The 20357-nt window shown below is 47.8% G+C and carries 20 protein-coding genes and 1 pseudogene; 12 read left to right on the forward strand and 9 right to left on the reverse strand.

Going from position 1 to position 20357, the window contains the following annotated elements; genetic code table 11:
* Positions 1 to 7 precede the first annotated feature (7 nt).
* The 3 genes from ACSSVF_RS10270 to ACSSVF_RS10280 are packed head-to-tail and all read right to left on the reverse strand — an operon-like array spanning position 8 to position 1821.
* Positions 8 to 412: a hypothetical protein gene (locus ACSSVF_RS10270; protein ID WP_492403335.1), complete on the reverse strand. Its 405-nt coding sequence runs from the start codon at positions 410 to 412 to the stop codon at positions 8 to 10.
* On the reverse strand, positions 396 to 1349 hold the full coding sequence (locus ACSSVF_RS10275) for an AAA family ATPase (protein ID WP_492403336.1): 954 nt from the start codon (positions 1347 to 1349) through the stop codon (positions 396 to 398). The genes ACSSVF_RS10270 and ACSSVF_RS10275 overlap by 17 nt, the downstream gene beginning before the upstream one ends.
* A gap of 49 nt (positions 1350 to 1398) precedes the next feature.
* Positions 1399 to 1821, reverse strand: a complete 423-nt coding sequence (locus ACSSVF_RS10280; RefSeq protein WP_492403338.1) for a hypothetical protein — start codon at positions 1819 to 1821, stop codon at positions 1399 to 1401.
* A 95-nt stretch (positions 1822 to 1916) separates the two neighbouring features.
* Here ACSSVF_RS10280 and ACSSVF_RS10285 point away from each other — a divergent pair, with 95 nt between their 5' ends.
* The 4 genes and pseudogenes from ACSSVF_RS10285 to ACSSVF_RS10300 all read left to right on the forward strand — a co-directional run bounded on the left by ACSSVF_RS10285 (position 1917) and on the right by ACSSVF_RS10300 (position 3973).
* On the forward strand, positions 1917 to 2240 hold the full coding sequence (locus ACSSVF_RS10285; RefSeq protein ID WP_492403340.1) for a helix-turn-helix domain-containing protein: 324 nt from the start codon (positions 1917 to 1919) through the stop codon (positions 2238 to 2240).
* 81 nt (positions 2241 to 2321) lie between these two features.
* Positions 2322 to 2465, forward strand: a complete 144-nt coding sequence (locus tag ACSSVF_RS10290; protein WP_492403342.1) for a hypothetical protein — start codon at positions 2322 to 2324, stop codon at positions 2463 to 2465.
* Between the two features lie 448 nt (positions 2466 to 2913).
* Positions 2914 to 3270: pseudogene (gene thyA, locus ACSSVF_RS10295) on the forward strand (thymidylate synthase); the annotation flags it as partial.
* 175 nt (positions 3271 to 3445) lie between these two features.
* Complete coding sequence (locus ACSSVF_RS10300) at positions 3446 to 3973, forward strand: PepSY domain-containing protein (protein WP_492403344.1); 528 nt, start codon at positions 3446 to 3448, stop codon at positions 3971 to 3973.
* A gap of 346 nt (positions 3974 to 4319) precedes the next feature.
* On the opposite strand, the gene ACSSVF_RS10305 is transcribed toward ACSSVF_RS10300, so the two are convergent.
* Entirely contained in the window at positions 4320 to 5447 is a 1128-nt protein-coding gene (locus tag ACSSVF_RS10305; RefSeq protein ID WP_492403346.1) for a GntR family transcriptional regulator, read from the reverse strand.
* Between the two features lie 371 nt (positions 5448 to 5818).
* Between ACSSVF_RS10305 and ACSSVF_RS10310 the strand changes: the two genes are divergently transcribed.
* Positions 5819 to 7690 carry a PQQ-dependent dehydrogenase, methanol/ethanol family gene (locus ACSSVF_RS10310; RefSeq protein ID WP_492403348.1) on the forward strand — a complete coding sequence of 624 codons (1872 nt, stop codon included), beginning with the start codon at positions 5819 to 5821 and terminating at the stop codon, positions 7688 to 7690.
* A gap of 181 nt (positions 7691 to 7871) precedes the next feature.
* Here ACSSVF_RS10310 and rsgA read toward each other — a convergent pair whose 3' ends face one another.
* Genes rsgA through ACSSVF_RS10325 form a run of 3 tightly spaced genes read right to left on the reverse strand, consistent with a single transcriptional unit; the run spans position 7872 to position 10292 of the window.
* Entirely contained in the window at positions 7872 to 8747 is an 876-nt protein-coding gene (gene rsgA, locus ACSSVF_RS10315) for a ribosome small subunit-dependent GTPase A (RefSeq protein ID WP_492403350.1), read from the reverse strand.
* A 1-nt stretch (position 8748) separates the two neighbouring features.
* Positions 8749 to 9048, reverse strand: coding sequence for a cytochrome c (locus ACSSVF_RS10320; RefSeq protein ID WP_492403352.1), 300 nt, complete (start codon positions 9046 to 9048; stop codon positions 8749 to 8751).
* Complete coding sequence (locus ACSSVF_RS10325) at positions 9045 to 10292, reverse strand: M48 family metallopeptidase (protein WP_492403354.1); 1248 nt, start codon at positions 10290 to 10292, stop codon at positions 9045 to 9047. The genes ACSSVF_RS10320 and ACSSVF_RS10325 overlap by 4 nt, the downstream gene beginning before the upstream one ends.
* Positions 10293 to 10447: 155 nt before the next feature.
* Here ACSSVF_RS10325 and orn point away from each other — a divergent pair, with 155 nt between their 5' ends.
* Positions 10448 to 10978, forward strand: a complete 531-nt coding sequence (gene orn / locus ACSSVF_RS10330; RefSeq protein ID WP_492406342.1) for an oligoribonuclease — start codon at positions 10448 to 10450, stop codon at positions 10976 to 10978.
* Between the two features lie 134 nt (positions 10979 to 11112).
* On the opposite strand, the gene glgA is transcribed toward orn, so the two are convergent.
* Positions 11113 to 12564, reverse strand: a complete 1452-nt coding sequence (gene glgA / locus ACSSVF_RS10335) for a glycogen synthase GlgA (RefSeq protein WP_492403355.1) — start codon at positions 12562 to 12564, stop codon at positions 11113 to 11115.
* A 94-nt stretch (positions 12565 to 12658) separates the two neighbouring features.
* Here glgA and crcB point away from each other — a divergent pair, with 94 nt between their 5' ends.
* Positions 12659 to 13030 carry a fluoride efflux transporter CrcB gene (gene crcB, locus ACSSVF_RS10340; RefSeq protein ID WP_492403357.1) on the forward strand — a complete coding sequence of 124 codons (372 nt, stop codon included), beginning with the start codon at positions 12659 to 12661 and terminating at the stop codon, positions 13028 to 13030.
* Between the two features lie 111 nt (positions 13031 to 13141).
* On the opposite strand, the gene ACSSVF_RS10345 is transcribed toward crcB, so the two are convergent.
* The gene (locus ACSSVF_RS10345; RefSeq protein WP_492403358.1) at positions 13142 to 15901 is read right to left on the reverse strand and encodes an Rne/Rng family ribonuclease; all 2760 of its coding nucleotides are present in this window, start codon (positions 15899 to 15901) and stop codon (positions 13142 to 13144) included.
* A gap of 667 nt (positions 15902 to 16568) precedes the next feature.
* On the opposite strand from ACSSVF_RS10345, the gene ACSSVF_RS10350 reads away from it, so the two are divergent.
* From ACSSVF_RS10350 to ACSSVF_RS10370, 5 genes are all read left to right on the forward strand, one after another.
* Positions 16569 to 17627 carry a pseudouridine synthase gene (locus ACSSVF_RS10350; protein WP_492406343.1) on the forward strand — a complete coding sequence of 353 codons (1059 nt, stop codon included), beginning with the start codon at positions 16569 to 16571 and terminating at the stop codon, positions 17625 to 17627.
* A gap of 35 nt (positions 17628 to 17662) precedes the next feature.
* Positions 17663 to 18316 carry an HAD family hydrolase gene (locus ACSSVF_RS10355; RefSeq protein ID WP_492403360.1) on the forward strand — a complete coding sequence of 218 codons (654 nt, stop codon included), beginning with the start codon at positions 17663 to 17665 and terminating at the stop codon, positions 18314 to 18316.
* A complete protein-coding gene (locus ACSSVF_RS10360; protein ID WP_492403362.1) occupies positions 18313 to 18663 on the forward strand; it encodes a Rieske (2Fe-2S) protein in 351 nt (116 codons plus the stop codon). Before ACSSVF_RS10355 ends, ACSSVF_RS10360 begins: the two co-directional genes overlap by 4 nt.
* A gap of 89 nt (positions 18664 to 18752) precedes the next feature.
* Positions 18753 to 19733, forward strand: a complete 981-nt coding sequence (locus ACSSVF_RS10365; RefSeq protein ID WP_492403364.1) for a S49 family peptidase — start codon at positions 18753 to 18755, stop codon at positions 19731 to 19733.
* A gap of 119 nt (positions 19734 to 19852) precedes the next feature.
* Positions 19853 to 20311 carry a GNAT family N-acetyltransferase gene (locus ACSSVF_RS10370; protein ID WP_492403365.1) on the forward strand — a complete coding sequence of 153 codons (459 nt, stop codon included), beginning with the start codon at positions 19853 to 19855 and terminating at the stop codon, positions 20309 to 20311.
* Positions 20312 to 20357: the final 46 nt, after the last annotated feature.

A 20357-nucleotide genomic window follows, 5' to 3' on the forward strand; every position in this document is an offset into this window, starting at 1 on the left:
TCATATCCTAATACTCATCTAACCAGGTGCCTGTGAGTTTTGCCCCTGGTCCACCTTTAATGCACTTGTTACAAAGCTTGCCGCGATGAGATTTACTTTTGCCACCACCACATTGAGCACAAATCTCCATTGAGATTTTTCTTGCTTCGATCAGAGCAGAGTAGATTTGATTCGCATACTTTCCATCGCCGAAATGCACCTGAATGTCTAAAAAATCCAAATGATCATTTGCAGAATGAATATAAAAACTACATTCATCGACCTGTTGTATGAAGTATTCGAAGACCTGTTTCCAGCCTTCCTGGAATTCAAAATACCGAGCTTTAGAAATGCCTATATCAGTATTTTCACAAACTGACTGAACGAAGTTGCCTGCTAAAAAGTTTCCCTTTTCATCAGTAAAATCCGACACGACGAGCCTTTCTAGACTCAACTGGCAAGTCATCTAACTCCACATTGCGCCTGTCATTGAAAAGTGCCTTTTTGATTGCAAAATCAAGTGCAATTCCCACTTCCCGAGGGGTGCATGTTGCAAGCCTTTCTTTGACTGCGTCTGAGAGATTATCTGAGTTTAATTTCTGTAATCCGAAATCCGCTCTACGATTTTTATAAATACTTTCAATGACACCAATCATCTTTTCTGGCGAAGGCTGAGTGATTTCAAACACCTTAAATCTGGAAAGAATAGGTTCTGGTATGCCTCTTACATCATTGGCAGTAGCAACCCAAATGATGTGGCTTGCATCCATGTGGAAATTAAATGCCTCGTCTCGAAATGTCTTGGCAGTGTGCCGTTCCAGCAGGGAGTAGAAGGGCGACAAGGGGTCAAACCGTGAACCACCATTTGATTTATCCAACTCATCTAATGTGACAATAAAATTAGCTACGGGCGACCTAGCCAGAAAGTTGCTGATGTAACCAGGTTCGCCTTCTCCCCACTGCATCGATCCCCCTGTAATTGGGAAATTGGCAGTCAGATTTGCTATATCAATTTGGAAATATGGAAGACGAAGTCTTTTGGCGATAGCGCCGATAAAATGTGTTTTGCCCAGGCCTGGAATTCCCAGCAGAAGCAGTGGTGTTAATTGGAATGCCCGGTTCAATTTTTTAGAAAGCATGGCCTCCATTTTGATGTGATCAATTACCTCCTCAAATTGGGGGTACTCAATTAATAGCTCGTTCCCTGGGTCGATTTCATGTCTAATCGGCTCAAGAAATCTTGTTGGAAAGTAAAGTCCTTTAAGCGTAGGCCCAACACGGCTTCTAACGTCACTAGATCGCTTTTCGAATCTCTGAGTCTCATTATGTACAGCTGCCTGAACAGCAATATCGATTGTTTTTCTTCTCATAAAAATCTTGTTTGTATACTTAACAAAAATTGCGAATTAAACCCAATCACTAATGCAGTGTTATGAAATCACTGAACTTTAATTCTTCATAATTTGAACATGCATTTTTCTTATCGTAGTAAGCCACTCGGTCATCGTTCATGACGATCTTAATCACTTCACTAAGCTCTTTTCCGTGACGATAGGTTCCAATCAATACTCTTTTGACTCGGGTTTCAGTAGGTCCAAATGAATTGTTAAGCGAAGGCAAGTTAGCCCTGACGGAGTCTATTGAAAGCTTTGTCACGGCATCTTTCAACGTATGTATGTCTGCGATAAGCAATAGACCCCCTGGAAGACCAGATTTGGACTCTGAACGCTTTGGCCCGGTGACCCAGAACCACGGCATGTTGCTGTCAATTGCGAGGACTGGACCATATAGCTTTTTCTTGTCTGGCGTTTTCCTGAAAACCTCTGCATTTGAGAAGAACATGTTGCATAACCTTTAAATTGGATAATATATTATCCCCATAATTTTTGAAGTTTGGCAATAACATTTATACTGCTCGTATCTACTACGGGGTTTGTATGAATACAAAGGAAGCGTTCGGAAGCGCATTTAGAAAATTTCGAATTGCTAAAGGCCGCACCTACAGGGAATTCGGACCAACCAAACCCTACATACGCCATCTGGAATCCGGGAACTCATCACCAACACTGGATAAAATCGCCCACCTAGCCGAGATTATTGGGATTCACCCAGCCACGTTAGTTATTCAAGCTTTCCTAAACGCAGACAACGATCTTTCGATAGAAGAACTTATATCTATAATTCAAAATGAAATTGATGAAGTTAATCTAATTTCTGATACTAAAAATTTGACTAGTGAAGAAGATGATTTTGAGAGGTGACTCTCTATTTTCTAAAATAAAGAATTTGTACAATCAGCAACTCGCATCGCCATCCCAAAATATTCAGAAATTGAATTACCTATGGGATTTGAAAAGCTCATAGACCTAAAGCTGCAGATGGCTTCTGAGATTAAGCCATCGTCAAAAAAAGCTCATAAAATTATTGATCCTGTGGTGGATTTAATTGCTCGTTTGCAAAAAGCATTTTCCGAAAGCTTTTCCTAATAGCTCATTCTCATCAGTAACTTTAAATGTGGCATTTTGTAGGATCTTAATACCCAATTTTAAGAAGTTAAGATTGCAGAAGCACGCATTTAGCTTGTTGATGTGGCGTGAACTCGGTTCTAGTGTGTTGGGTTGAGATTAAAGCAAGTACGGCGATTATTTATTTGGATAAGATATAGGCTTGTTAGCTTCGATGGGATTTGGCACTTCAAAGTATAAAAATCAAACTTTTGTATAGATAAGTTCTAACGCAAGTTTCATAGGAAATCTTAATAGAGTGTTTCGTAAGCTAATACCGTGAAATAAAAACTATCGATAATAATTCAGAGTTGAATACGTAATAAATAAAAAAACACTGATAGCTATCGATAAGTAACGTTGTAAAATCTAATGGATCGCATTTAGTTGACCGAATCGATTTTGGATTTATGCTGGTATGTAACATAACCATGCTTTTTTTCAGTTTTATGTTGCGGATGGGAAATTGAGTTGCCAGTTATACCAGCGTAGCGCAGATATTTTCCTCGGCGTGCCGTTCAATATTGCCTCTTATGCGCTGTTGACCATGATGGTGGCGCAGGCTTGTGGATTGCAACTGGGGGATTTTGTGCACACGCTTGGCGATGCGCATATCTACAACAACCATATGGATCAAGTGAAAGAACAATTGTCACGTTCAACACGTGCCTTGCCGACCATGCGGATTAATCCTGAGGTGAAAGACATTTTTGCTTTCCGCTTTGAAGATTTTACGCTGGAAGGCTATGACCCACACCCGGCTATCAAGGCGCCAGTCGCCGTATAGTCCAGCGCCTAAAAATTATGACAAATGGCTATTTTTAGCCATTTTGTTAACAAGATGTAATTTTTTAAAAAGATTATGCTGTTTTTGATATCCTTTTTTGCGTTATGTATCGTGATGCAAGAGTTCCTAGCTTGAGTATCACACTTCAATCATGACATTTAACAAGGAGATCAACATGCAAATAAAAGTGTCACTTATCACTGCCGCACTGTGCGGTTTATTATCTGGTCAAGCCTTTGCTGACCACGCAACCCTCAAACCTAAAGCCTACGATAGCCTGGGAAAATGCGTAAAAGCAGCATTATCCAAGCACGATGGCAAAATCGTCAAAGTTGAAGCCAAATCTGAGCGTAAGCAATTGGTATACGAGTTTGACGTGCAATCCAATGATGGCAAAGCTTGGGATATCGAGTGCAATGCTAAAACTGGCAAGATCACTGAAGTAGAAGAAGAAGTCACTGCTGATGACGAAAGATTCAAAGCGTTAGCTAAAGTATCTGAAGAAGATGCAAAAGCGACAGCCTTGGCTGCGCATCCAGGCAAAGTGGTAGAAACAGAGTACGAACTTGAGCCGGATGGCAAAGCTTCTTACGAGTTTGATATCCTTGAAGCGGACAACGAAGAAGTGAAAGTGGAAGTTGATGCGACCACTGGTAAGATCGTTGAAACCAGCTACGAAGTGTACCAAATCGGTCAAGAGTAATAGATTGAGTTGAATGGCCTGCGTTGAGCGGGCGTTCATGAAAGACAAAAGGCACCGCATTTGCGGTGCCTTTTTTGCATGAGATCGATATGCAAGTTAGGGAGCGTCTACCCCGATAGGAGCAAGTTTGCAGTTGCTCATATCGGTCCTAGTGATAGTTCACTCCCTGCATGATAATTAGCATGATATGTGCCAGTGGGAAGTTGATTTTCAAGCGGCTGATTGGAAAAACAATTTTTTGTGTCAATGGGAGTTTTTCCTAAGTTATTGGTGGTTCATTGCAGCCAATTGGTTGTAATGATTAAGTATTTAACAACCAATTTTAGCCAGGTATTTTCACCATATATCAAGCGGCTTCCAGGAATCTATGGATGCCCGTTAACAGTTTTTTGTATTCACCACGTTTAATTAACTCACTCTGCGCCAGCATATTGAGTAAGGAAGCTTGCTGGTGTTGCTCATTTAACGCACTCAGGAAAGCGCTGGAGAGATTTTCGTTGCTGGCGACATAGCAAAGGTTAAAAGTATCGCAAAAGTCGCCGTACAGGCTTCCCAGCATGAGGCTTTTGGCATATATGCTGGCTAATGGCGGCGGGCTTTCCTGGCTTAATGGAAAGCTGCTGCGCTGATCATCAATTAATAACAGGCGATAATCGCTCAGCTTTTGCGCGAGTAAGGTTTGGTCTGCCATGTAATTTTCATTATTGAACAGGGCGGACGTATTGCACCATACGGCAGATACCGGGTAGTTAATGCAGTATTTCTCGATCTGCTCGGCAAAGGTGGACGCCTGATTGCCTGCCGTTTCGGCCAGTTGTATCACGCGTATGCCCTGTTTTTGCAGCAGGGTGACCAGTGTTTGGCTGATGCTGTGGTCTACCAGCAATAAACCGTCATCAGGGCTGATGCTCTGGAGGACTGCGTGTTGCAGCGCGAGCCAGCTACCGCAGGCGATATGGTCGGGTGATACCAGGAATCGTTTCTCGTGCGCTAACAAGTTTGCCAGCATATGCTTGAGATTAAACAGGCCGGTTGCGTCGTAATCATGTGCTTGCAGTTTATGCATATGCAATGCAGCGCGGCGAATATGGTGCAGGCTGGTTTTCTGGATCAGGGTATGGATGCTGTTGGAGAACGCGTCTGCCTGTGGCCTGTGCAAGGAAGCTGCATAAGCCTCTGAATCTGGCGCCACGGCGCTGGAAGCATGTTTGGCGCGCGCTGTGATTGTGACAAAAGTGCCGCGTTTCGGCTGGGTGTAAATCAGGCCTAGCGCAGATAGTTCTTCGTAGACACGGGAAACGGTTTTACGGTTGATGCCCAGTCGTTGCGCGATATCGCGCGAACTGGGAAGTGCGCTGCCGCCCAGCCATGCACCACCTTCAATCATGGTGCGAAAATGCACTATCAATTGCTGATGGATAGAGGCAGCAGCCTCTTTATCTAATACTAGGGAATAATGCCAGGGTCTGAGCACAGCCAGTGTTTGCCTTCATCTTGATCAAGTAAAAACGCGATACCATCATAAAGAAGGTGCCGCAATTACCTGAAGATCACACTAGGACGTGTCCTCCAATGCAGGCATGATACAAAAGAAATGCAATTCAACAAAGTTTTCGGAAAAATTCCTTGTCTGGCCCATGAATAAAACCCGAAACTGGCTGGCTGTCATCACGCTCTATCTATATTACAGTTACAACCGCTTAATAAAGTGATACATCTGTAACAGGATGAGTAACAGCTCTGGAAGCCTAGTCCGGTAGCAAACTAAGCGTCGCACAATGTTTTTACGTTTATTCAATATTTTTACAATATTGCTACATGTGATTTATCTCCGGAGATATAACTATGATGAAAATCAAAACTGCTTTTGGCGTAGCTGCTAGCGTAGCCCTTGCCTTGCCAGTGCTGGCATTTGCCGCTGCTGACCAGGAAGCCGCAATGAAAGACCCAAATAACTGGGCGCATCCACGCGGTCAACACAATAACCAAGGTTACAGCAGCCTGGCACAAATCAATAAAGGCAATATCAAAAACCTGAAAGCTGCCTGGACATTCGCTACCGGTGTTAACCGTGGCCACGAAGGTTCTCCAGTGGTTGTTGGCAATATGATGTACCTGGTGTCTGCTTTCCCAAACAACATTTATGCGCTGGACTTGAACGATAACCAAAAAATCGTTTGGTCTTATTTCCCAAAACAAGACCCTAGCGTTCAAGCTGTGCTGTGTTGCGATAACGTGACACGTGGCCTGGGTTTTGGCGACGGTAAAATCTTCCTGCAACAAAACGACGGTATGCTGGTTGCTTTAGATGCTAAAGACGGCAAAAAAATCTGGGAAGTAAAAAACACTGACCCGAAAGTTGGCGCGACTAACACTAACGCTCCACACGTGATCAAAGACAAAGTCTTGACCGGCTGTTCAGGTGCTGAATTCGGCGTACGCTGCTTTATCCAGGCTTACAACATCAAAGATGGTTCTACAGCATGGAAAGCCTACTCAACAGGCCCTGACTCTGAAACATTGCATGACGCTAACACCAACAAAGACAACCCACTGTATAACGCATTGTCAGTTTACCAAGACGTAAACGGTGGTAACAAAGAAGGCGGTTCCTTCAAACGCCTGGAAGCTTCACAAATCAAAGGTGGCGAAAAAGAATTGGGTACACGTACCTGGTTGAAACCACAAGCGATCAAAGATGGCTGGCAACATGGCGGCGGTTCCGTATGGGGCTGGTGGCCGTATGATGCAAAAACAAACCTGGTTTACTACGGTGCTGGTAACCCATCAGTCTGGAACCCGGACGTACGTCCAGGTGACAATAAATGGTCTATGACCGTGACTGCGCGTGATCTGGACACTGGCGTGGCTAAATGGGCGATGCAAATGACACCACACGATGAGTGGGACTACGATGGCGTGAACGAAGTCATCCTGTTCGACAAAGGTGGCAAAACATACGCATGGCACCATGACCGCAACGGTTTCGCATACACATGGAACGCAAACACTGGTTCTCTGATCGCTGCTGAAAAAGTACACCCATTTGTTAACTGGGCTGCTGATGTAGACCTGAAAACAGGTGTGCCAAGCAAAGATGGCCGTTACTCAACTCACCAGGACTACAATGCTAAGGGTATCTGCCCGGCTGCTTTGGGTACTAAAGACCAACAACCTGCTGCTTACTCACCAAAAACCGGTTTGATGTATTCTCCACTGAACCACGTATGTATGACATACGAGCCAGTTGAGTCTAAATACGTTGCTGGTCAACCATGGGTTGGTGCGACATTGACCATGTTTGCTGGTCCTGACGGCGTAATGGGTGGCTTTGCTGCTTATGACCCAATGACCAACAAAAAAGTCTGGTACAACAAAGAGAAATTCTCTGCATGGAGCGGTGCGTTGACGACTGCGACTGACTTGGTGTTCTACGGCACGCTGGACCGTTGGTTCAAAGCTGTTGATGCCAAATCTGGTAAAGAGCTGTGGAAATTCCAGGTTGGTTCAGGTGCGATCGGTAACGCATTCACCTACGGCAACAAAGGCAAACAATACGTTGGTATCTTCTCTGGTATCGGTGGTTGGGCTGGCGTGGCGATGAACCTGGGTATGACAAGTGACACCGACGCACTGGGTGCTGCTGGTGGTTACAAAGAGTTGACCAAGTACAACGCTGCTCCTGGCGGCGGTGCACTGAATGTATTCTCACTGTAATTTGAGATTCATCTCGAAGTACTTTTAGAATTACGTTGACTTAAAAACACCCTGCTTCGGCAGGGTGTTTTGCTTTATGCGGGTTGATACTAGAAGTTGTAACTAGGGTAGGGCTTAATACAGAGCCGCCAGTTTAGCTGGCAATAGAAGTGATGGGTCTGTGGAGGCAGTGGCTTAACGCCTAGCCGTAGATATGCACAGCGTTTTCAGCACGGATCTGCTGAAAGATCTGGTGGCGTGCCGGCGCGATCTCACCTTTGGCAACTGCTTCCAGGATCATGCAACCAGGTTCATGCGTATGGGTGCAGTTATTGAACTTGCAGTGGCCGATATGCGGCCTGAACTCGACAAACGCATATTCAAGCGCAATGCTATCAATGTGGTATAACCCGAATTCTTGCAGGCCGGGGGAGTCTATGATGGCACTGTCGTTATCCAGGTGATAGAGGTGTGTGGCAGTCGTGGTATGTTTGCCGCTATCCAGGGTGGTGCTGATTTCCTGTGTCTTGCTACGTACTTCAGGCAATAAGCCATTGATGATGGTGGACTTGCCCATCCCTGATTGGCCGACCAATATACTGGTATGACCCGCAAGGATGGGACGCAGCGCGTCTACCGACTCTTTAGCGTTGAGTGGTAATGAGATGTAGCCCAGCTGCGCGTATTGGGCAAGCTTCGCCACCGCATCCGGATTAGGCAAGTCACTTTTATTGAGAATAATGACTGCGCGTATACCCGCGGCTTCCGCCGCGACCAGGCAACGGTTTAACAGGTCTTCATAAAAACTGGGCTGGGTCGCCAGCACGATCAGTATTTGGGTGACATTGGCTGCCAGGATTTTGCTTTTAAAGGCATTGCTGCGATAAAGCAGTGTGTCGCGCTCTGCCGTTTTCTCGATCACGCCTTCTTTGTTGGAGGTGAGTTTGACCGAGACGCGGTCACCGGCGGCATTATCGACTTTCTTGCCGCGGGTGACGCAACTGAGTTTGCGGCCATCGGCCAGCTCAACGTTATAGCGCTTGCCAAAGGCAGCGACAATCAATCCTTCTTCCAGCATATTAGAAATGATAGTAAGCCTGGTTGAGATACTGTACTACCTGTTGCTCATCGTCATCAAACCACTTGAGGTTGAGCATGGTATTACAGTTGGTGACCTGCGCTTTGAGGCCATTGAATGAACGCACTTTTCGGTACTCCCTGGTATAAATCCCGCTGCCATCTCCGCCAAAACTGCTGGCATGGCAGGAGATGCAATGCGTTTTCACCAATTTTTCACCTGCTTGCAGATCAGATTTGCTAGCCGCCTGTACATTCGCAGCTAGCAATGTGAATAAAACAGTGATGGCTAGTGCTTTCATGCGTAAGTTTGCAATTTGGCAATACGCAAACTGGCCGGGGGGTGCGAGTCGTAAAAGGCCGAGTGTAATGGGTCTGGCGTGAGCGTAGACGCATTATCGCGGTAAAGTTTGACCAGTGCATCAATCAGGTATTGCGGACGCGACTGCTGCGAAGCGTATTGATCCGCTTCGAATTCGTTAATGCGTGAATACGCCGCCAGCAAAGGACGCAGGATAAACATAAACACCGGGCTGACGAGCATGAACAGCAGTAAAGCCATATGATTGCTTGCCTGTGCCACGCCCAGGCCATGGTAGAACCAGTCCTGTTTCATTAAGAAGCCTAATAGTGCCAGACCGAGCAGGCTTAAACCGAACATCATGATAATGCGTTTAATCACATGCTTGTGCTTGAAGTGTCCCAGCTCATGGGCAAGCACCGCTTCGATTTCATCGGCGTTGAGTTTTTCAAGCAGGGTATCAAAAAACACCACACGCTTGTTTTTACCAAACCCGGTGAAGTAGGCATTGCCGTGACCAGAACGCGTGGAACCATCCATGACAAACAAGCCCTGGCTGGCAAAGCCGCATTTTTTCATCAATGCTTCAATGCGGGCTTTCAAGCCCTGGTCTTCCATAGGCGTGAATTTATTGAATAATGGCGCAATCCAGATCGGGTACACAGCCAGCATAAACAGGTTAAATGCGCTCCAGATCAGCCACAGGTACAGCCACCACCAGTCACCAGCCCCTTGCATCAGCCATAATGCGACGAACAGGAGAGGGCCACCCAACAGCAGGCCAACAACGCTATGTTTGACCAGGTCAGCAAAAAACATGGCGCGTGACATTTTGTTAAAGCCAAATTTTTCATCGATATTGAAAGTTTGAATGTAATCAAAAGGCAGCGTCGCTGCGCCAGAAATCAACATGGCCGAACAAATCACCAGGGCACCACGGATGATCTCATGCGCAGGTAGCCACTGCTGCCAGAGTTGATCAAGCCCCTGTAACACGCCACCTAGGGTCAGGATAATCAATACTACCGACTCGATAATCGTTTCATTCAAACGCAGTTTAACTTTGGCGGTAGTGTAATCGGCTGCACGTTGATGCGCTTCCAGGCTGATCGTCTCTTCAAAAGCCTGAGGCACCTGCTGGCGATTTTGCTGTATATGGCTAATATGCCGTAAACCAAGCCAGACGCGGATAGCGAGGCTGATGGCAATGACGGCAATAAAGATTTGAGTAAAGAGTTCAGGCATATCGATCATGATTGGCTAAGTGATTTCGGTTAGCTATTTTGATGGATTAATACCCACCTTGTTCACTGAACTGAATATAATGTTTCATTTTAATGGAAATCATGACGTGAGGCACACAATTGGCAACTAATCAGGACAATTTAATCTGGCTGGATATGGAAATGAGTGGCTTGCTGCCAGAGTCTGATCGTATTCTTGAGCTGGCGGCGGTGGTCACGGACGCGCAATTGAACGTGATTGCAGAATCTCCGGTACTGGTCGTTCACCAATCTGACGCCGTACTTGATGGTATGGATGCCTGGAATAAAGGCACACACGGGCGCAGTGGCTTGATTGAGAAAGTGAAAGCATCGGTTCTGGATGAGGAAGCGGCAACGGATGCCATGCTGGCTTTTCTGAAAGAGCATGTACCGGCCAGTAAATCACCGATGTGTGGCAATTCTATCTGTCAGGACAGACGTTTTATGGCACGCTACATGCCGCGGCTGGAACAGTTCTTTCATTACCGCAACCTGGATGTCAGTGTATTTAAAGAGTTATCACGTCGCTGGCGCCCGGATATTTATTCAGGCTTTAAAAAGGCCAGCCGTCATGAAGCACTGGCAGATATTTATGAGTCTATTGATGAGCTTAAATATTACCGTGAGCATTTCCTGGTGATGACACTGCCAGCCAAGCCAGAATAACCGGCAAAAACACGATAAAAAAAAGACGCCTACTTGGGCGCCTTGAGGGAGGAGAAGTTAGCTTTGGAGAAGCTTGATTAGTAATTAGCATCTTCTGTGCCAACTTTGCCTCCACATTTCTTTTATAAAGCTTATCAGCCTGGAACCAGCCTGTCATATAGCTTTTGGTAATGTTTGGCGCGCGTTTCCCAGCTCACATCTTGTCGCATGGCCTGTTTTTGCAGTTGTAACCACTGACCAGAATTGGCAAATAGTTTAATCGCTTCGCGCAAGGTGACCAAAAGTGTCCAGGGATTATGGTAGGGCATTACAAATCCTGTCATTTTTGCCGGCACTTTCCCTTCAGCCGTCAACTCGCCACCATGTACAGAGTCTGCCAGCCCGCCCGTGTTGGCAACCACAGGTATCGTGCCATAACGCAGGCCGTACATCTGGTTCAGGCCGCAAGGCTCAAAACGTGAAGGCATGACAAAAATATCGGTGCCCGCCATGATGCGGTGCGAGAGGGGCTCGTTGTAGCCTATGGTGACTGATACCTGCCCGGGGTATAGTTGCATCAATGTCTGGTATTGCTGTTCCAGCGCTGGCTCGCCACTACCGAGCACCGCTAATTGACAGCCGCTTTCCAGCAGTTGATGGGCAATAGTGGCCAGCATATCCAGGCCTTTCTGGTGCGTCAGGCGGCTGACAACCCCCAGCAATGGCGCCTCGGCATTCACTTCCAGGCCCAGTTCAGTTTGTAGTGCGTGTTTGACTTCTTTTTTACAGCGTAATTTCTTGACACTATAGTGGACGGGTAAATAGGCATCGGTCGCCGGATCCCACACATGCGTATCTATGCCATTCAGAATACCGGCCAAGTCGGCTGAGCGGTGTTGTAACAAACCTTGGAAGCCAAAGCCAAACTGCTCGGTCTGGATTTCCTTTGCGTAGGTCGGGCTGACTGTAGAGAGGGCATCGGCGTAGTAAAGTCCTGCTTTCATAAACGAGACATGGCCAAAGAACTCATAGCCTTCTGATTTAAAATCCTGTTCATCGAGGGTCAGGCGATGACGCCAATCTGCATGAAAATTACCCTGGAATGCTAAATTATGAATGCTGAACACAGATTTTGTTTTACTGCCCATCTGGCGCAGGTAATAGGGCGTCAGGCCGGTTTGCCAGTCATTACAGTGGATCACATCCGGCTGCCAGGTCTGTAAATCATTAGGCATCGCCAGCATGGCTGCCACCTTGGAGAGCACGCCAAAACGTAGGGCATTATCCTGCCACTCGCCGTACTGCGGGTGATGATAAGGTCCCCCCTCGCGGTCGTACAACGCTGGGTAATCTATCAACAACAGTGGAATCTGTGTGCCGGGCAGCGTGGTCTGGTAAATATCGCAGAGGGTATCGTCGAACACCTGCAGTTCCCCAAGTAAACGCGGTGATTCACAGGTAGCCAGTATGCCGCGGTAAGCAGGCAGCACAATTTGAATGTCGAGCCCGGTGGCAAATAATGCAGTGGGGAGTGCACCACTGACATCTGCCAAACCTCCTGTTTTGATGATGGGGAAAATTTCTGAAGTAGCAAATAATAAACGCAAGGGAATCTCTTTAAATCAACAGAATGTGGTGGAAGGGCAGTGGCACTAGCAAGTTATGATACATTGCCTGAAACGCTTTTAGAAGGACATTAAAATGAAATCTTGGCTAGCAGTGGCGGTCGGTGCAAGTGTAGGCGCCTGGATCAGGTGGGGCTTATCGATTGGTTTGAACGGCATAGGCGTGATTCCGCTGGGGACTTTCCTGGCCAATGCGGTGGGTGGTTTGCTCATGGGTGTGGCATTAGGCATCTTGCAAAGCGTGCCGAACTTATCCCCGGAATGGCGATTACTGATGACAACGGGCTTTCTAGGTGGGTTAACCACTTTCTCCACTTTTTCGGCAGAAGCCTTCGCACTCTTGCAAAAGCAACATTACGGCTGGGCCATGATTTACATCAGCAGCCATGTCATCGTATCTATTGTGCTGACCATTATTGGCTATTGGTGCGTGCTGCGCTGGCAGTAAGTAGTACGTTGTGCTAATGGCCGTATAAAAAAAGAGAGCCATCGCTGGCTCTCTTTTATTGTTACTGGTTTCGATGCTACCGTGAAACCAGCGGTCATGGGCTGACGCTAGTTATTTCTTTTGCGTTTCAACCATCACCATTGCATTGGCTTCACCAGCCGCTGCTTCATCTTTTTTCCACTTGGCAGCTGAGCGTGGCTTTTTGGCTTTACTCGGTGCATCTGCTGCTGGCGTTTCTGCAGGTTTAGTGTCACCAGCCTTGGTTTCAACCAATTGTATGCCTGGATCTGCCGCAGTGCTATTGCCAGTGGTTTTTGCCGCTGCCGGTTTGCGTTTGCGTGCTGCCGGTTTCTTAGTCGCCGCTTCTGGCTTTTCAGTAGAAGCTTCTTCTTTGCTGGCTGCTTTAGCGGCTGCAGTTTCTACCAGTTCAATCGCTGGCGATGCCGTGGCAGAACCTTCTTCTGCTGCTTTACCGCGTGCTTTGTTGCCGGTTTTTCCACCGCGTGAACGATTGCGTGCAGGTTTTTCTGCATTGCTGTCGTCAGCTGTCGTTTTTTCAGTTGCTTTCGCTTCTGGTGCTGCCTTGTTTGGCGCTGCTGTGTCAGCAGGTTCTACGCTGTTGGCTTTCGCTACAGTTTGCGTGTCAACCGGTGCGCTAGTTTTTGTTTCAGCCACTGGCGCAGTTGCTTGACTAACCGCTTCAGCATTGACCGGTGCCTGTGCTGATGGTTGCGATTCAATCACCTGGGCATTGTTGTTCAAGCCTTCAGTGTTCTCATTGCTACCTGATTCATCACGAGGGCGGCGGTCACGACGGCCATGACGGTTGCGGCGGTTGCCACGCTCGCCGCGTTCCTTGATCTCGCCTGGCTGTGCGGTTAGTGCGGCCTGGTTAGTGTCCGTTTTAGCCACTTCTTGGGCTGGCTGACGTGGCTGCCTATCTTGCCTGTCCTGTCTGTCTTGCCTATCTTTACCAGCAGGTTTTTCCTGTTGTGGTCTATCTTGTCTAGGCTTGTTAGCAGCATCTTGTTCTCTAGCCGGGCGCTCGCCACGTTCTTGCTGTGGGCGCTCGCGCTGACGGTCGCGATCACGGCGGTTACGGTTCTTGTTGCGGTCACGGCCATGCTCTTTGGTGTCACGCGCTGGCTTGGTGGCTTCTTCAGCAACCTCTTTTTCTTCTAATCCTAACCAGGATTTGATCACGCCGAAGAAAGATTTTTTAGGGTCTACTGCAACAACCACTGGTTTTTCTTCCACGATCGGTGCAGAAGTCGCCGGGGTAATGCCTTTCACCAATGCTTCAACCTTGCCTGGTGCAGCCGCTTGCTCTAAGCGGTGCTGGTAATCTGACTCAGTCGGCAGGTCGACCATTTTGTAGCTGGCTTGTGTGGTTTCTTCATTCACATCATCATTGCGGATACGCACGATGTTGTAATTTGGCGTTTCCATATGGATGTTAGGGATGAGGATGACTTCTACGCCAGTGCGCTCTTCAATTTTATGAATATCGGCACGTTTTTCATTCAGCAGGAAAGTCGCCGCTTCAACAGGTAATTGCACCTGAATGATCGCGCTGTTGTCTTTCATCGCTTCTTCTTGCGTGATACGCAGAATATGCAATGCAGTGGATTCAATACCGCGGATATGGCCAGTGCCGTTACAGCGTGGGCAGGTCATATGGTTGGTTTCACCCAGGCTAGGGCGCAGGCGCTGACGTGACAGCTCCAGCAGGCCAAAACGTGAAATCTTGCCCATTTGCACACGGGCACGGTCGTGATGCAATGCATCGCGCAGCGCATTTTCCACTTCACGCTGGTTGCGCTGGTTTTCCATGTCGATAAAGTCAATCACGACTAAACCGCCCAGGTCACGCAGGCGCATCTGGCGTGCGACTTCTTCAGCAGCTTCCAAGTTGGTATTAAATGCTGTTTGCTCAATATCCGCACCTTTGATGGAGCGGCCTGAGTTGACGTCGATAGACACCAATGCTTCGGTGTGGTCAATCACAATCGCGCCACCGGAAGGCAGGCGTACTTCACGCGAGAACGCAGACTCGATCTGATGCTCGATCTGGAAGCGCGAGAACAGGGGGATCTCATCCTGGTACAGTTTAACGCGGGTCACATTGCCCGGCATGACGTGATTCATGAACTGTAATGCTTGCTCATGCACATCAGCGGTATCGATCAGGATCTCGCCGATATCGGCACTGAAGTAATCACGGATGGCACGGATGACCAGGCTGCTTTCTTGATAGATCAGGTAAGCGCCAGGCTGGAAATTGGAAGCATCTTCAATCGCTTGCCACAGTTGGGTCAGGTAGTTCAGGTCCCATTGCAGTTCTTCAGCGGTACGGCCAATGCCGGCGGTACGCGCAATGATGCTCATGCCATTAGGCACTTCCAGTTGCGCCATGGTGTCACGCAACTCATTGCGGTCTTCACCTTCAATGCGGCGTGAAACACCACCTCCGCGTGGGTTGTTAGGCATCAGCACCAGGTAACGACCAGCCAGCGAGATAAAAGTGGTTAAGGCTGCACCTTTGCTGCCGCGCTCATCTTTGTCCACCTGGACAATGACTTCCTGGCCTTCTTTGATCACATCCTGGATGCGGGCGCGACCTTCAGGTTTGTCCTGAAAGTAGCTGCGGGAGATTTCCTTGAAAGGCAAAAAGCCGTGTCTGTCAGTACCATAGTCGACAAATGCGGCTTCAAGTGAGGGTTCGATACGGGTGATGACCCCTTTGTAGATATTGCTTTTACGCTGTTCTTTGCCAGCGTGTTCAATATCCAGGTCTATCAGTTTTTGTCCATCGACAATGGCAACGCGTAATTCTTCTGATTGCGTTGCGTTAAACAACATTCTTTTCATGCAGTGCTCCTTGGCGAAGCTGCAGAATAAAAATGAGTACAGGGCGAGCCAGGGTTGTGAATCAACCGCCAGAATTTAACGTGAGGCCAGATTTAACTTGAGGCCAGTGCAATGGCAATTGCAAAGCTAATGAAGCAGTGCAGGCATCAATATGCACAATCTTTAAGTATGTCAATGAACCACAAGGGCAATCATATTGATACTCAATATATCTGACAGAGTCTAGCTTGATGAAAGGCCTGGCAGGTGTGTCATTGTTATCCACCTGTGTGATCCAACGCTATTTATCTACTAAAATAAAACCCTATGCAGAGTCTAAATTCGTTAAAATTCGGGTTTGGCAAACGCCGGGCTCATATCGTTAATTATTCTGCTTGAGCTTTCGCGTTTCGTATTTCTATTAATTATCGCTACTTGATGGCGAGCGGTATTCACCAAAATTTTTTGATTCTGAAGTGACACACGGGGCCAAGTAAAATGGCCGTTGTCGCTAAGGTTATTTCGATGTCAGCAATGTGAAAAACTGTTGACGATACCGGAAAAAACGCAGACCCAGAATGCCGACAGTATATCTATAAGTCCTGATAAAGCAAAGCAAGACCTGCATATGACCCCGAATTCACCACAATCACCAATACAGGCCTCGCCCGACAGCGTGGATAAGCCTATGCACCAGGATAAGCCAGCCAGTGACAGAGTCACGCTGCTACGGGTGGATGAGGCCTCTGAAACCCAGCGGGTGGATAATTACCTGGCCAAAGTGCTTAAAGGCGTGCCCAAGAGCCACGTCTATCGCATTCTGCGCAGTGGCGAGGTGCGGGTGAATAAAAAGCGTGTCACTGCCGAATACCGCTTGCAACTGGGGGACGAAGTCAGGGTGCCACCCATCCGCATGGCAGAAGCGGCCCCTAAACCTGGACTGCCAGCAGTCAGGCCCAAACTCGCCGAGATGGTGATTTATGAAGATGATGCCATGCTGGCCCTCAACAAACCTGCGGGCATGGCAGTGCATGGCGGCAGCGGCATCAGCCTGGGTGTGATCGAACAACTGCGTCTGGAGCGACCGCAAGCCAAATTCTTAGAACTGGTCCACCGCCTGGATAGAGAAACCTCAGGCGTGCTGATGATCGCCAAAAAACGTTCTGCACTAACCGCCCTGCATGAAGCGATGCGTCAGCACAAAATGGATAAACGGTATGTCATGATGGTGCAGGGGCAGTGGCTGGAAGCGAAAAAGAAAGTCATTCTTGATTTGCAGAAATATGTGACTGAAAGTGGCGAGCGCCGTGTACATGTGGTCGATCAGCCTTTGCTCAATAATCAGCCTGGAGGCCGGAAATCACTCAAATCCGCTGGCGTGATTGCGCAACAGCAGGCTTCCAAAGGCCGGTTTGAAGTCGAGACGCAAGTATCTGAAACCTGGTTTTATTTGCAGGAACCGCTCGGGCAATACAGCTTGCTACAAGCCAAACTGGTCACCGGGCGTACGCATCAATTGCGTGTGCAGCTATCGTATCTGGGGTTTCCTATCCTGGGCGATGATAAATATGGCGACTTCACGCTCAATAAGCAATTGAGCAAGCAACGGTTAAAACGCATGTATCTGCACTCCAGTGAAACACGGATTGCGCATCCGTTAACCGGTGAACCTTTGCACCTGGTTGCCCCATTGCCGGCAGAGTTGGACACTTTTTTGCAACACCAGCGTCAACTTAATACTAAATAATAAGTGAATTGAAATAAATGATAGAAGGCGACCCCGTGAAGCAGTTTGATTTGGTTGTTTGGGATTGGGACGGCACGATTGCTGATTCCACAGGCATGATCACACAGGCACTGATCAAAGCCGCCGATGAAGCTGGCTTGCCTGTACTCAGTGAAGCGCGGGCGCGCAGCATTATCGGATTAGGTCTGCGTGAATCGATTGAAGTGCTTTATGGGAGTATTCCCAATGAACAGGCACAAGCGCTGATCATACATTACAACCGCAATTATTATGCGGCAGAAGAAACGATCCTGCTGTTTTCCGGCATCACTGAAACGATTGCCAGCATTGCCAGGAAAGGCTGTAAACAGGCGGTGGCAACAGGTAAAGGCCGCCGTGGATTAAATAATGCCTTACAGCTTTCCGGCCTGGCTAAATATTTCAGTGCGACTAAAACGGTCGATGAATGCTTTTCAAAACCACATCCGCAAATGCTGGATGAATTGATGGATGAACTGGTGGTCATGCCTGAGCGCACCTTGATGATAGGTGACTCTCAATATGATATGCAAATGGGCAAGAATGCCGGTGTGATCACAGCGGCAGTCACTTACGGCTCACAAACTGCTGCACATTTACAGCAGTATTCACCGGATCATATGTTTGATGACGTGGCAACATTGAGTGCCTGGTTGCTGGCCTCGACATGAGTGAAGCTGTGTTGACATTTAATAGCGCAGATCTGCTGGAAAAAGGCGATGGTTTGCGTTTTGCCATGCCAGCATTAGGCCCGCATGCCTCTGGATTTGTCGTGCGTTACCAGGGTAAAGCCTATGCTTATGTTAACCGTTGTGCCCATGTACCGGTGGAACTGGACTGGGAACACGGGAAATTTTTCAATATGACGCAAGAATGGTTGATTTGCGCGACCCATGGCGCCATGTATTCTCCACAGAGTGGGCGTTGCATCGTCGGCCCATGCCAGGGTAAATCGCTATCGCCGATTCCTGTCAGTGAACAAAACGGGATTGTGACAGTACATCTGGATCAGTTCTGACTGCTTTTATTTTTAGATCAGGATGACTAAACAGTGGCAAACTGATTAGAATTGTTAAAGTGACTAAAATTATTAATGAAAGTTGAGTTATGCAAGCAGAAAACCAGCAGTCGCCAGAATTAAAAAATAGCCAGCCTTCGCAGGACTCGGCGATTAGCAGCTTGGAAAAAATAGCATTAGCCGGCTTGCAGGAGCAGAAAGTTTCAAGACGCTGGTCTGTATTGTTCAAATCCTTAACTTTTATCTACCTGTTTTTCCTGTTGCTGATGCTGCTGGGCTGGGTAGGGGCAAACAAAAGCTCATCATTGGCACATACAGCGTTGATCGATCTTAATGGCGTGATTGAAGCTGGCGGCCAGGTGAATGCCGATGCCGTCATCAGCAGCCTGAAAGACGCTTACGACCACAAAGGCACCAAAGGCATTATCTTGCGTATCAACAGCCCGGGCGGCAGTCCGGTACAAGCCGGTATCATCAACGATGAGATACACCGCCAGCGCAAACTGCATCCGGATGTGCCTGTTTATGCCGTGGTAGAAGATATTTGTGCTTCGGGTGGTTATTACATTGCAGTAGCCGCGGACAAGATTTATGTAGATAAAGCCAGTATCGTCGGCTCTATCGGTGTGCTGATGGATGGTTACGGTTTCACCGAGTTAATGAAGAAAGTCGGCGTGGAGCGTCGCTTGATGACCGCCGGTGATAACAAAGGCATGCTGGATCCGTTCTCGCCTGAGAATCCAAAACAAAAAGCGTTTGCGCAAAACATGCTGGACCAGATTCACCAGCAGTTTATCAAGGTTGTACGCGAAGGCCGTGGTAACCGCCTGAAAGAGACACAGGAAACCTTCAGCGGTTTGTTCTGGAATGGGGAAGAAAGCATCAAACTTGGCCTGGCCGATGCAGAAGGCAATGCGGATTATGTTGCGCGCGAAGTCATCAAACAGTCCGAGATTGTGGATTTCACATATCAGGAAACCGTGGTTGACCGTTTTGCCAAAAAACTGGGTGCGAGTATGGGCCAGGAGCTTGGTCTGAACGCTAAGAACCTGTTGCCTATGTTGCGATAATCACGCTCATATTCTTAACTTTTCGGAAAAGGGACTTTAGGTCCCTTTTTTATTGCACTGATTTTAGTGCGCTGCTTTATTGATGGGACAATCATGTTTATCCAGTGGAGTGTCATGGTATGACACAAAATCGCCAAGTCACAATACGCGTCATTGAGGCAAAGGATTATGCTGGCTGGAATGCCTTATATGCCGCGTACGCAGCATTCTACGCCGTTGCGCAAACGCAAAGCATGCGCGATCAGGTCTGGCAGTGGATACATCAATCCGCGCCCTTGGTTTACGCACTGGTAGCGGTGAGTGAAGAGGGGCATGTACTGGGGTTTTTGCATTACCGCACATTTGTGCGCCCATTGGCCGCGAGTGTGGGTGGCTATATAGATGATCTATTTGTGGTGCCTGAAGTCAGGGGGCGGGGAATTGCCAGGCAATTGATCAAAGCCGTTGTTGCTATTGGGCAGGCCAGCCAGTGGTCAGTGGTGCGTTGGATGACTGCAGAGGATAATGAGCAGGCAAGAGCGTGTTATGACAGCATTGCAGAGCACACGCACTGGCAGACGTATCAAGTGCAGGTTTGAAATAAAGCGTTTGAAATCAGGCCATTACATTGCAACGATTCAATCA

Source organism: Methylophilus sp. E2MeOHC9 (genome assembly GCF_058744375.1).

What these genes read in the sequence shown, in the direction of transcription:
- ACSSVF_RS10290 (WP_492403342.1), top strand. Translation starts at nt 2,322, where the DNA reads ATGGGATTTGAAAAGCTCATAGACCTAAAGCTGCAGATGGCTTCTGAG.
- ACSSVF_RS10310 (WP_492403348.1), top strand. Translation starts at nt 5,819, where the DNA reads ATGATGAAAATCAAAACTGCTTTTGGCGTAGCTGCTAGCGTAGCCCTT.
- crcB (WP_492403357.1), top strand. Translation starts at nt 12,659, where the DNA reads ATGAAATCTTGGCTAGCAGTGGCGGTCGGTGCAAGTGTAGGCGCCTGG.
- ACSSVF_RS10345 (WP_492403358.1), bottom strand. Translation starts at nt 15,901, where the DNA reads ATGAAAAGAATGTTGTTTAACGCAACGCAATCAGAAGAATTACGCGTT.
- ACSSVF_RS10320 (WP_492403352.1), bottom strand. Translation starts at nt 9,048, where the DNA reads ATGAAAGCACTAGCCATCACTGTTTTATTCACATTGCTAGCTGCGAAT.
- orn (WP_492406342.1), top strand. Translation starts at nt 10,448, where the DNA reads ATGGAAATGAGTGGCTTGCTGCCAGAGTCTGATCGTATTCTTGAGCTG.
- ACSSVF_RS10365 (WP_492403364.1), top strand. Translation starts at nt 18,753, where the DNA reads ATGCAAGCAGAAAACCAGCAGTCGCCAGAATTAAAAAATAGCCAGCCT.
- ACSSVF_RS10325 (WP_492403354.1), bottom strand. Translation starts at nt 10,292, where the DNA reads ATGCCTGAACTCTTTACTCAAATCTTTATTGCCGTCATTGCCATCAGC.
- ACSSVF_RS10300 (WP_492403344.1), top strand. Translation starts at nt 3,446, where the DNA reads ATGCAAATAAAAGTGTCACTTATCACTGCCGCACTGTGCGGTTTATTA.
- ACSSVF_RS10280 (WP_492403338.1), bottom strand. Translation starts at nt 1,821, where the DNA reads ATGTTCTTCTCAAATGCAGAGGTTTTCAGGAAAACGCCAGACAAGAAA.
- ACSSVF_RS10275 (WP_492403336.1), bottom strand. Translation starts at nt 1,349, where the DNA reads ATGAGAAGAAAAACAATCGATATTGCTGTTCAGGCAGCTGTACATAAT.
- ACSSVF_RS10350 (WP_492406343.1), top strand. Translation starts at nt 16,569, where the DNA reads ATGCACCAGGATAAGCCAGCCAGTGACAGAGTCACGCTGCTACGGGTG.
- ACSSVF_RS10370 (WP_492403365.1), top strand. Translation starts at nt 19,853, where the DNA reads ATGACACAAAATCGCCAAGTCACAATACGCGTCATTGAGGCAAAGGAT.
- rsgA (WP_492403350.1), bottom strand. Translation starts at nt 8,747, where the DNA reads ATGCTGGAAGAAGGATTGATTGTCGCTGCCTTTGGCAAGCGCTATAAC.
- ACSSVF_RS10285 (WP_492403340.1), top strand. Translation starts at nt 1,917, where the DNA reads ATGAATACAAAGGAAGCGTTCGGAAGCGCATTTAGAAAATTTCGAATT.
- ACSSVF_RS10360 (WP_492403362.1), top strand. Translation starts at nt 18,313, where the DNA reads ATGAGTGAAGCTGTGTTGACATTTAATAGCGCAGATCTGCTGGAAAAA.